This is a genomic window from Bacteroidota bacterium (genome assembly GCA_005882315.1).
Taxonomy (GTDB): Bacteria; Bacteroidota; Bacteroidia; order Chitinophagales; family Chitinophagaceae; genus VBAR01.
The window spans coordinates 1-11,742 of record VBAR01000004.1 but is presented as its reverse complement, the minus strand read 5'-3'; the positions used below and the strand labels follow the sequence as shown (position 1 = coordinate 11,742).

General features: G+C 38.5%; 12 protein-coding genes. 3 read left to right on the top strand and 9 right to left on the bottom strand.

What is annotated here, in order from left to right; translation table 11 throughout:
• The first annotated feature begins 21 nt into the window (after window positions 1-21).
• Window positions 22-1,071, top strand: a complete 1,050-nt coding sequence (gene queA / locus E6H07_16935) for a tRNA preQ1(34) S-adenosylmethionine ribosyltransferase-isomerase QueA (protein ID TMI61952.1) — start codon at window positions 22-24, stop codon at window positions 1,069-1,071.
• 90 nt (window positions 1,072-1,161) lie between these two features.
• Here queA and E6H07_16930 read toward each other — a convergent pair whose 3' ends face one another.
• The 4 genes from E6H07_16930 to E6H07_16915 are packed head-to-tail and all read right to left on the bottom strand — an operon-like array spanning window position 1,162 to window position 4,012.
• The gene (locus tag E6H07_16930) at window positions 1,162-2,370 is read right to left on the bottom strand and encodes a DUF3570 domain-containing protein (GenBank protein ID TMI61951.1); all 1,209 of its coding nucleotides are present in this window, start codon (window positions 2,368-2,370) and stop codon (window positions 1,162-1,164) included.
• A 25-nt stretch (window positions 2,371-2,395) separates the two neighbouring features.
• Window positions 2,396-2,602 carry a DUF4266 domain-containing protein gene (locus E6H07_16925; GenBank protein ID TMI62088.1) on the bottom strand — a complete coding sequence of 69 codons (207 nt, stop codon included), beginning with the start codon at window positions 2,600-2,602 and terminating at the stop codon, window positions 2,396-2,398.
• 29 nt (window positions 2,603-2,631) lie between these two features.
• Complete coding sequence (locus E6H07_16920) at window positions 2,632-3,585, bottom strand: FAD:protein FMN transferase (protein ID TMI61950.1); 954 nt, start codon at window positions 3,583-3,585, stop codon at window positions 2,632-2,634.
• A complete protein-coding gene (locus E6H07_16915; GenBank protein TMI61949.1) occupies window positions 3,572-4,012 on the bottom strand; it encodes a thioredoxin family protein in 441 nt (146 codons plus the stop codon). The genes E6H07_16920 and E6H07_16915 overlap by 14 nt, the downstream gene beginning before the upstream one ends.
• 245 nt (window positions 4,013-4,257) lie before the next feature.
• Here E6H07_16915 and E6H07_16910 point away from each other — a divergent pair, with 245 nt between their 5' ends.
• Complete coding sequence (locus tag E6H07_16910) at window positions 4,258-4,725, top strand: hypothetical protein (GenBank protein TMI61948.1); 468 nt, start codon at window positions 4,258-4,260, stop codon at window positions 4,723-4,725.
• On the opposite strand, the gene E6H07_16905 is transcribed toward E6H07_16910, so the two are convergent.
• From E6H07_16905 to E6H07_16885, 5 genes are all read right to left on the bottom strand, one after another.
• Window positions 4,726-6,048, bottom strand: coding sequence for an aspartate kinase (locus tag E6H07_16905; protein ID TMI61947.1), 1,323 nt, complete (start codon window positions 6,046-6,048; stop codon window positions 4,726-4,728).
• 127 nt (window positions 6,049-6,175) lie between these two features.
• On the bottom strand, window positions 6,176-6,394 hold the full coding sequence (locus E6H07_16900; GenBank protein TMI61946.1) for a hypothetical protein: 219 nt from the start codon (window positions 6,392-6,394) through the stop codon (window positions 6,176-6,178).
• A gap of 60 nt (window positions 6,395-6,454) precedes the next feature.
• Complete coding sequence (locus tag E6H07_16895; GenBank protein TMI61945.1) at window positions 6,455-7,534, bottom strand: Ldh family oxidoreductase; 1,080 nt, start codon at window positions 7,532-7,534, stop codon at window positions 6,455-6,457.
• A 101-nt stretch (window positions 7,535-7,635) separates the two neighbouring features.
• Window positions 7,636-8,049 (bottom strand): single-stranded DNA-binding protein, encoded by a 414-nt coding sequence (locus tag E6H07_16890; GenBank protein TMI61944.1) that lies wholly within the window; start codon window positions 8,047-8,049, stop codon window positions 7,636-7,638.
• A gap of 206 nt (window positions 8,050-8,255) precedes the next feature.
• Window positions 8,256-10,811, bottom strand: coding sequence for a zinc carboxypeptidase (locus E6H07_16885; protein TMI61943.1), 2,556 nt, complete (start codon window positions 10,809-10,811; stop codon window positions 8,256-8,258).
• A gap of 112 nt (window positions 10,812-10,923) precedes the next feature.
• Here E6H07_16885 and E6H07_16880 point away from each other — a divergent pair, with 112 nt between their 5' ends.
• On the top strand, window positions 10,924-11,565 hold the full coding sequence (locus E6H07_16880) for a CDP-alcohol phosphatidyltransferase family protein (protein TMI62087.1): 642 nt from the start codon (window positions 10,924-10,926) through the stop codon (window positions 11,563-11,565).
• The last annotated feature ends 177 nt before the right edge of the window (window positions 11,566-11,742 follow it).

Here is an 11,742-nt window from a genome sequence, read left to right as displayed (position 1 = left end):
TAACTAAAAGCATTTTTTAAGATGAAGTTATCACAGTTCCGTTTCGACCTCCCTTTGAACCTTATCGCCCAAACCCCCACCAAAAGACGTGAAGATGCCCGTATGATGGTTGTACACAGGCATACAGGCCAGATGGAGAATAAGCATTTCCGCGACATCCTTGATTATTTTGATGATAAGGATGCATTTGTGGTAAACAACACTAAGGTATTTCCGGCAAGAATGTATGGCCGTAAGGAAAAGACCGGTGCCAAGATCGAAGTATTCTTGTTGCGTGAATTAAATAAGCCTAACCGCCTTTGGGATGTTATTGTTGACCCGGCCCGTAAGATCCGTGTGGGTAACAAGCTCTATTTTGGCGAACAGGAAGAACTGGTGGCAGAAGTTATTGACAATACTACGAGCCGCGGCCGTACTATCCGTTTTCTCTGGGAAAGCAGTGAGGAAGAGTTCCGTGCACAATTGGAAAAACTAGGGGAAACTCCTTTACCAAAATATATCAAGCGTAAACCTGATGAAGAAGATAAAGAACGTTATCAAACTGTTTATGCAAAACACGAAGGAGCTGTAGCAGCACCAACTGCAGGTTTGCATTTCAGTCGTGAATTAATCAAACGCCTGGAGATAAAAGGTATTCGTTTCGCGGAAGTAACACTGCATACCGGCCTCGGCACTTTCCGCCCGATAGAGGTGGAAGACCTGAGCAAGCATAAAATGGATGCAGAATATTACCGCATTGATGACACGGCTTGCAAAATTGTAAATCGTGCAAGAGAATATGGCCACCGTATCTGTTCTGTTGGTACTACAACGATGCGTTGTCTTGAATCTTCTTTTACCGCTCAAAAATTATTGAAGCCATCAGAAGGTTGGACGAATATGTTTATTCATCCGCCGTATGAATTTAATATTGCAGACTCACTGATCACCAATTTCCATTTACCAAAAACAAGCTTGCTGATCATGACTTGTGCTTTTGCCGGTTATGAACTCACAATGGAGGCTTATAAAAAAGCAATTAAAGACAAGTATCGTTTTTTCAGTTATGGAGATGCGTTGGTGATAATTTAAGACTACGATTTTTTAGATCATAAAAGATTAGGAAAAAATAAACCCCGCAATCAGCGGGGTTTATTTTTAAAGTGATATTAAAAATGTTCCCTATTTGAACTTTAAATGCAATGAAATAGCATTTGACTGCAAGCCATTACTCCTGCTATAGCGACCGTACCTTAGCTCAAGCATATTGACATGTTTGCTACCAAACACACCGTTTGGCGGTGCTACCCTGAAACCTGCACCAAAGAAATTGCTGCTGAATTTGGACAGATCATAATTGCTTGTGTAATACTGATCGGCTGCTTTATGAGTATGATATGGCTGGAAATAATCAACAGCAGTCTGGTTATAATACCTGTAAAAAGGAGTAATTGAAAAGAAGGGAGTGATCTTAATCGGTGTCTCCAGGTCAATAGTATGCGCTGACAATCCCCAGTCATCTTTATAATAGCGGTAAAAACTCCGGATGATCACTTTGTCTCCAATAAAATAATTAGCCCTGAAACCCAACGGAATTTTCAAACGTGTGTCCGGAAGATTTTCAACTTTCACCACATTGTTATCGAAATACACTCGATGAAAAGGAAGACCTAAATATCCTTGTTGATAGATCAGGTCTGCTATGAACATGATCTGCAATCGCTGGTTTATGATCTGCGAATATGAGAACGACCCGCTGAATGAATTTCTTTTTTCCGTTGGGTAACTATTTTCATCTATGTCATCATTCTGATCGGCCGGAGGCCTTAACTCAACCGGTAAAATGATTTTTAAATTATCAAGATAGCCCTGTAGTCTGGCAGAAAATTCGCCATTCTTATCGGCCGTCTTTTTTGCAAAATTCAAATTCAATCCTAGTGATTTATAGTCAAACTCGGAAGATGCTGAAATACCGGCTCCAATCGTTGTTCCTTTAGTTTCATTCTCCCTTGTCCAATTCAATGAAGGATAAATCCGTGTATCAGAATGTGAAGCTGAAGAAATAGATGCAGGATTGATCTTATCGGAAGATGCTGAAGTATAGTGATCAATGCCGATCTCAAAATCAAAGTTATTTTTACGCAGTTTACGATCGTATTTAAAAAACTTCACATCAACTGAACCCGACAGATCGGAAAGCTTTTCGGTGCCAATGCCACCTGTGACAGCAGAATTATTTCCTGTTTGATTATAATAGCTGGAGACAAAATTCGCTTCTTCAAATGTCAGTTTCTTGGGTTTATACTGCGAAGAATCTTTCGGTGTGTTTTGAGCAAAGCCTGAGAATAGTATCAGAAATACACCGACAATAGATAAACAAAATTTCTTCATGAATTGGTTTTAAAAAATAAAAAGATCAATTACAACCACAACCGCCACCCGTTTTTCCGCCATTTGCGCCAGAGGCGCCTTCACGATAAGACTGAAAACTTGTTTCCGTTTTTTGAATTTTACGGCTGCCCAAAACCATTTCTGAATCATTTAGACGGTTCTTCTGGTACTCCTTAACAGAAGAACAGGAGGCAAGCACCAACGCTGCTGTTACTGCAGCCGTGGCCTGCATAGCGATTTTCTTTTTACTTTTCTGGTTACTCATTTTAGATTGATGTTTTTCGATGTGTGTAGATTATTGTTATCATCAACGATGATACAAGCAAGGTTCTTTAGCTGGTTAATCAGGTCTAGGCCTACCCTTACTCCCATTATCATCACTGGTGTGGCCATAGCATCTGCAATCTCTGCATTAGGACAAATAATGGTTACGCTTTTAATTCCAGTAACAGGCAATCCTGTTTTAGGATCGATGGTATGCGAGTATCTTTTGCCATCAATTATTGCAAACTTTTCATAATTGCCGGAAGTAGCGACCGACATACCTGAAATAGATAAAGAAGAAAACGGATGATGACGGTTATCGGGATCGGCAATACCAATGGTCCATTGTTTGCCATCCGGTTGATTGCCCCATGCTGTAAGATCACCGGCTGCATTGACGATTCCGCTTTCCACTCCATTTTCAACCAGGATCATTTTTGCTCTTTCTGCAGCATATCCTTTCCCGATTCCACCAAAACCAATCCGCATTCCTTTTTCCTTTAAGAAAACAGTGCAGTTGTTTTCATCCAACAGTACATTTTTATAATTGATAAGGTGAACTGATTGTTTTGCAATTTCAGGTGATGGCAGCGATGTCAAAGTTTTATCAAAGTTCCATAAACTTTTATCTACAGACCCGTAGGTAATATCAAATGCACCTTGTGTTATATCGGAAATTCTTTTTGATCGCTGGATTATATCAAACATCTCACTATCAACTTCAACTGGTTTTATGCCTGCATTACGGTTAATGAGATTGGTCTGACTATCTTCACTAAATGTGGTAAGCAGTCTTTCAATCCGCCTGATCTCGTTGACTGCCTTCTCAATCATTTGCTCTGCCCATTCCTTCTCTTCAGCTACTACTGTAATTTCAAACCGATTGCCCATCAGTTTTAAAACCTGACGATGAACACCTGTCTCAAAGATCAGCGTTTCATTTTCGGGCATCAATGATTTCTTTTAGCTGTTTAACGAATTGATCCGGGGTTTTATCTGGCATACCATCCCATGAATATATAACAGATCCATCACCTGCCAGCAAAACGGTTAAAGGAAAACTTCCTTTAGTATTATACTTATCCGCCAGCAAGTCGTTTTTCTTTTGCTGCTCTTTGGAAAGTTGGTTCTTTTTTAAACGGGGGAAATCTGCATTCAGCAGAACAAGATTAGCATCTGCATAGGTTTTAAAAACGTCGCTTTCAAAAATTTCTTTGTGCATCCGGATACAAGGACCGCACCAGTCGGAGCCGGAAAAATTCAGGAGAATATATTTATGCTGTTCGCTAGCTTTTTGCTTTGCTGACTCAAAATCAGTTTCCCAACCGGGGGATAAAACAATATATAGAGCTATCAATGAGATTGAAAATAACCGCATGTGTGTAGAATTATACCTCAATCTAATAAAACGTCTAAACTGTTAGCATGACAAAAGTCACATTAACATATTATTATCCGGCACACGGTTGATCCGGGCTAATTCTTAAAAAATTTCTTCAGAATTTATTCAGAATGTGTAATCACTATTTCTAGGATTTTACAGGAATCCAAATTTGGAACATCATTGTTAGCTGTCAATTAATACTTAACGATGCCCTAACACGAAAATGAGGTAACTTTAAGATGGAGGACAGAGCTATGAAAAAGTCATTTTTAATTCTGGTATTTATTCTCATCCTTGCAACGCTGTATGGTCAAAGTTACAGAGGGTCATATTCAGCAAGCCAGTATGATTTATTAAATGAAAAATATTGCAGTGGCTTGTTTAAAAGTACAGAGGGCAACATTATTGATGTGCTGAATGAAACAAGTGCAGCTACTTATATGAATGTATTGGATTGGCTACAAGGCCGGGTAGCAGGTTTACAGATCTATAAATCCAGGACAGGAGTAAGCATCCCTTATATACGGGGAAGCCAGGCGAGGATATTTGTAGATGAGATGCCGATGGATCCCGGTTTTCTTACGATGTTACCAGCTGCTGATATTGCAATGGTTAAAGTAATAAAGGCGCCATTTGCAGGATCATTTGGCAATGCCAGCGCTGTGGCCATTTATACAATACAACCTGAAGAAGATGAAGAACATTGATTACTCTAATCCAAACAATCCTTTATTCAGCAATTGCAATGTCTGTGTTTTAAATTCAGATGGCACCAGAATGGAAACATTGTGTTTACTTCCTCCATAACTCACCATACTAATAGGCACAGGAGATAAAGCATCAAATAATTTTGCAAGAATATTTTCTGTTTCAGCTATTTCATTCCCCACTACTGAAACAATAGATTGATTATCCTGTACAGTAATAGTTCCAAATGGCTCCAGCTCTTTTACGATCTGCTTCAGCGAAACGCTATTGTCAATAGTAACGGACACAGCTACCTCAGAGGTAGTGATCATATCAATTGAAGTACGGTATTTTTCGAACACTTCAAATGTCTTTCTCAAAAAACCATAAGCCAGCAACATGCGGCTGCTCTTTATATTAATTGAAATGATCCCGTCTTTTGCAGCAATTGCTTTTATACCGGTAGAGCCGGCATTTTCCTGGATCGTCGTTCCTGCAGCTTCGGGCTGCATAGTGTTCAATAATTTAACCGGCACTTTTTCTTGTTGTGCAGGCCATATACAAGTCGGATGTAAGATCTTTGCTCCGAAATAAGCCAACTCTGCTGCTTCTTCAAAACTTAGCTGTTCAATTGGGATAGTTTTCTTTACCACTCTCGGGTCATTATTGTGCATGCCATCTATGTCTGTCCATATTTCACAAACAGATGCATTGGCAGCTGCAGCAACCAGTGATGCTGTGTAATCACTCCCTCCGCGTTTCAGATTATCCACTTCTCCTTTTGCATTACGGCAGATATATCCCTGTGTAATGAATAATTTTTTTCCTTTATAATTCTTTAAAGTCTGGGCTAATTTAATTTTAATAGTACCCAGTTGTGGCTCATCATTACTATCAATAGTCATAAACTCCAATGCAGGCAGATAAGCATGATCAATACCTATCTCTTCGAGATAAATACAGAATAGTTTAGTAGAAAGTAATTCGCCCTGTGCAAGAATGTCTTTATTCAGTGCATCGCTGAAAGAAATTTTAAGAATGATATTTAGAAATTCAAAATGCTCAGCAATAATTGCTTTTGCTTTCTCTAACAGTTCGGGTTTCTTAACGAGTTCTGTGATGAATTGCTGGTAATGCGCTTCCAGCTTATCAATATTTTGTTTGGCGAGATTGCGGTCGCCTGAAGCCAGTGCATCACCAATGCTTACCAAGGCATTTGTAGTGCCGCTGAGTGCACTTAATACAACAATAGTTTCATCACCACCTTTAGTAATCAGTTTTGCTACCTGGTGCATCCTTTCCGGTTTGCCAACGGATGTACCACCGAATTTCATCACTTTCATCGTATAGAATTTTGAGGCCGCAAAGATAAGTGTGCAGGTTGATAACAGCTGTTAGAAATAGTTCTACAATGACTACAGACCAATATGCTAAGCGGAATGTTTTTGTTTGGGAAAAGTACCTGAATTATTAAGACTTAAGTCGGCCAATAGTTGCTAATTGAGCCTCACAAGAAAAATCAGGCTTATCGGTTGTATTTTGGATCGTGATATTGTATTGTGACTTACTTCCAGTATTTAGTATTGGGAAAACTTGTTTCTTATGAGTGTCAGGTTTTGCAGGAATTTCGTGATAGAAGTAATAACCTAATACAAATACTGTCCCTACAATAATAGATTTTGTTTCCATGATATTAGATTTAAGTCCCAAAGGTAAATAAAATGGGTCACTACATCTACTATGGCATCCCTACAATTCAACCTTAAACTTCTCCCCAAGAAAACTCAGATCATCAATCACAGGTTTCAGTAATGGAATGCCATTTTTCATTCTTTCTGCTTCCATTGCTCTTTCGGGATCGCCGGGAATCAAAACTTTTTCATGGCCTTGTGAAGGTTTTGCCGAACGGAAACGGCGGATCCATTTATCCATATGTTTTTTAAAATCATCTGCAGGCCTGAAGGCATCAATACGCATTGCGCCAAAGAAATGACCAATACCTTTTCCGGGTTGCTCATCCGGCATTGGAACGTATGCAGGAAACGGAGGAACCCATGGACCATAATTTGCACCGCTCAATACAGCAGAAAAAATGTCAACGATTGCTCCTAGTGCATAACCTTTATGACTACCATGTTCCCTATCACCTCCTAATGGTAGCAATGCACCACCTGCTTTCAATTCATGCGGGTCAGTTGATTGTTTACCCTCTTTTGTTTGTATCCATCCCAATGGAGCAACCCCACTTTTGCGTTGTAAAATTTCCAGTTTCCCGTTTGCAGCTGTTGTAGTTGCCATATCAGCCACAAATGGCGGCTCCTCTCCTGCTGGTATCACAACGCAAATGGGGTTTGTTCCCAATAAACGTTCAACTGAAAATGTCGGGGCAACTAACGGACTTGCATTGGTGAGTGCAATACCGATCATATCATGTTCCAATGCCATCATTGCATGATAGCCTGCAATACCAAAATGATTACTGTTTTGTACACTTACCCAACCTGTACCGACGCTTTTTGCTTTATCAATTGCCACTTGCATTGCATAAGGTGCCACTACCAGGCCTAATCCGCTATCACCATCTACAACTGCAGTTGAAGGTGTTTCATGAATTATTTTTAATGCAGGTGTTGAGTTCACTCTTTTTGCTTCCCATAAACGTACATAACCACTAAGGCGTGCTATACCATGAGAGTCGATGCCACGCAGATCAGCAGATAGTAAAACTTTTACTGATAGCTCAGCATCAGCATCGCTGCAACCGATCTTTTTTAAAACAGTTTTAGAAAAATCAAATAGTTGTTGGTAGGAAAATTTTTGTTCTGACATGAGGCAAAGAAACAAAATATTTTAGCGTTAAGGATAGAACCGGATAAAACAAAAAGCCTCTTCAGTTCTGAAGAGGCTTTTTGCTGATATCTGAATTATTTTCAGAATGGTAAATCGTCTGATACTTCGCTGATCGGCGCAGGCTCATTCATAGAAGAAGACTGTGATGATCCCGAAGCTGATGAAGGAACTCCTTCGCCGCGGCCACCCAATAACTGGATGTCACGAACTCTTAATGAAAGTGAAGCTCCTGCAGTTCCATCGTTTCTCTGGAAAGCTCTTGCCTCAGGCTGGCCTTCCACATAAACCTGTTTTCCCTTGGTTAAATATTGCGCAACACCAGTTTTATCGCTCCAGTAAGCACAATCAACCCAGGTTGTTTTTTCCTGGTTGTTGCCTTGTGAATCACGATACTTTTCTGTGTGTGCAACGGTGAAGTTTATAACATTCTTTCCGTTAACTGCATTTACCACGCAATCTTTGCCGAGGTTTCCGATAATCTGTAACTTAATCATAGTGCTCAATTTTAAACGTACATAAATAATTTAACGATGCAATTTAAGGTTATTTAGTAGTCGAAGTCAATACCACTTTGCGGTAATTTTTAAATGTTGGCTTACTTGGGGATAACTATTGAAGGCTGTTAAAAGTGAAAGGTCAAACGTGAAAAACATAGCTTATTAGCTTAAAAACCATATTTTCATATTTCGTTTTTCCCATTTCATTCTTCGCTTCTTGCACTCGCCGCATCAATTATTCTCCCAAAAAATATCGCATTCATAAACAATTTAGTACCGCCGAGCCAGAATGCTCTGAAATTTGGATTATCTGCAATATTTATTACACGGCCATTACCAACTGCATTTACAATAACTGCAGCAGAATTTTTTATAGCATCCATATTTTGCCGGCTAACCCAACCACTCTGCAATGGTTTATCTGTATAATAAAAAGGAGTAGCATATGCATTCTTGCTTTTTTCGGGGAACACTTTGTTTGCTTTAAAGAGACTTACTGTTTTTGAATTATATCCATACGCCAACGGATGCGTAAGATCAACATCAGCTCCGAAGATGGCGCCGTTCATTTGCTGTGCACCATCAATTTGTTCTCTTTGTGTGTAGCCAACCCGTTGTGTGCTATCAGCACCGGGTTTTGCTCTTTTAAATTTTACATCTGTAATTCCATTTTGAGATGCCCATGTTACAGCTTCTTCAGTTAGTATTAATGTACCACCCGCCTGCACCCATGTTTTCAACTTATCCTTATTCAAGTCGCTGAAGGTTCCGCCAGCCATTATGATGGTATTGTATTTATTTATATCAACACGATTGAAAACAGATTGCTCCAAATGAGTAGAAGGAATATTCATCCGCTGATCCAATAAATGCCAGACCTCTCCTGCATCAGTTGCATTGGCTCCTGTACCAACGATCATCGCAATGCTGGGCTTTGTCAATGCAACAATTTTATTAGACCCCGGATCACTGCCGCTGATCGCATTGCCTGTTTGCAATGCATAAAATTTCAATCCATATTTCTCTGCAACAGTATTTACTTTATTATAAACTTCGTCAGCATTGGCATCCTGCATAGAAACAGGAATTAAAATTGTTCCATAATTAAATTTATGATTGCCGCCGGCAACAGGAATCTCAAAAGGATTGGTTGTAACCTTTGCGTTTAAGTCAGCATTTAATAATTCATACAAAGCTGCGGGTGCATAGTATTCACTCCATTCAAGCAGGTAACCACTTTGTGATTTACCACCGGCTATCTCGCCTTTTATTATCGGAACGGATTCAATCTTTTTTCCAAATGCTCCTGAAGAAGCATTTGTATAAGGCAATCCAAAAGCCAGTGGCATATTCCATGCAGTGATATCATAAAACAAACTGTCTTTGTAAACAGGAATATTTTCAAAAATTGCTTTTACTAATGTGCTTTGTGCTTGATTTAATGAAACTGCATAGGCTTTATCTTTTTCGTAATCATTATTTGCAAAACCACTACCCAGTTCATTTACTTCGATCTGGTGACGCAATAATATCTGTACAAAAAGATTTGTTTTTGCTACATCATTTTTATCGCCAAAAACATACCCTGCAACGGAGCCTGATGATGCAGCAACCGCCTTTTTATAAAACTCCCTTTGCCATTCTAAAAATTCTTTGCGTAAACTCTTTGCACCTTCCAGCGTTGACAGAGCAGTTACAAATTGATTTTTGATCGTAAAGGAAAATCTTAAAATACCATTAGCTGTTTCCTGCGCATGACCTCTTGAACTTGCCTGTTCAAATAAAATTCCGATACAGCCATTGATATCAGGGTAAGTAGATCCTTTGCCATAATAAAAATCATCATAGTTTTCTTTAGTGAAATAGAGTGAGCCAATTTTATCCAGTGCCTTTGCATGAAACTTTGCAAGCTTACCTGTTAACTCCTGGTTTTTATCCGGCGTTAATGGATTTACTCTTGATGGTACTCCCGGTTGAAAAAAGAAAGTAGCATTACTTCCCTGTTCATGATGATCGGTTAAAATATTCGGTTTCCATTTATGAAACCAGTTAATTCTGTTCTGACTTTCAGGATGCACAGTCGGTAACCAATCACGGTTTATATCAAACCAGTAATGATTGAAACGGCCGCCGGGCCAAACTTCATTAAACTCTCTTGAGTTTACATCAGTAACTAGATTTTTACTCTTATGCTGGTTGGCCCATGTAGAAAAACGCTGTAATCCATCCGGATTAAATGAAGGATCAAAAAGTATAACTACATTTTCCAGCAACTCATCAATTTCTTTTCCCTGTGCCGCTGCAAGATGATAAGCTTCCAGCAAACTTGAATTGGCACCGCTGGGTTCATTCCCATGAATTGAATGACCGATCCAAACTACGATCGGCATATTATCAATATTTACCGATGCAGATTGTGAAGGGTCACTCAGCTTAATATGTTGCTGTCTTATTTCTTCAAGACGTTTATGATTATTGGGTGAAGTAATAATTAATAAAACCTGCGGACGATTTTCATAAGTGAATCCCATTATTTCCAGTTTTACTCTATCAGGCGCAGCAGCGGCAATAGCCTTCATATAATTCACCAACCTGTCATGTGTTACATGAAACTCTCCTACTTCATGATAAATGATATCTTTTGGTTTAGGGATAGCGGGATTGTAAGAAACATTTTCCGGTAAGTAATATTTTAAATCTTGTGCGTTGAGTGAAAAGTGAAAGGTGAAAAGTGAAATGATAAATGCAAGTGTCCTCATAATAGATAGTTTTGAAATTTTCCGGAAGATAAGCACTGTTCTGTAAAGTAATTAAATCAGGGTCTGCAAAATTGCTCTTTAAAAAAACTGTCAGCTTGTGAATTCTGGAAAAATGATTTATTGTGTATATTTATGTGTTGTGCGTAATATTATAAGCAAAATTCCTAAAACATTAATCTATTCAAGACTTGCAATAGGATTGACAATAATTTATTTGAGCATTCAACAGGTGGACAATTATAAATTTATTGCAGTTTTGCTTTTCTCAATTGGCCTATTAACAGACATTTTTGACGGTATAATTGCAAGACACCTGAATATTTCCACTCAGACTTTAAGACGGTTAGATTCGACAATTGACCAAATATTTTTTATTTCATTTGCTATTGCGACTTACATTCAATGTCCAGATTTTTTCAAGACTAATTCATTAAAGTTGACAATGCTGTTAGGCCTCGAAGGTTTAACCTACGTAATCTGCTTTTTAAAATTTAAAAAAGAAATTGCGACACACTCAATTGGTGCAAAAGTCTGGACGTTGCTACTTTTCGCAACTCTAATACAGATAACTTTACAATGTCATTCAGTTGTCTTATTCAATATTTGCTTTTTTGTCGGACTGTTGACAAGACTTGAAATTATAGCCATCATTGCCATATTGAAGAATTGGACTAATGATGTTCCGACGGTTTATCATTCATTAAAACTTAGACAGGGCAAAGAAATTAAACGTCACAAAATGTTTAATGGTTAACAAATACTACGCACAACATGAACTGTGTAAAAAACCAAATATAAAATTGATTTTTTTTATGGTTTAGCTGAGCAATAATTAGGTTGATACAATGTTTTGTTTTTTACCACTGCAAATACTTGTTTTAAAAGTTTATTACACACCGCTATTAATGCTTGTTTTCCCGTTTTTCCATTA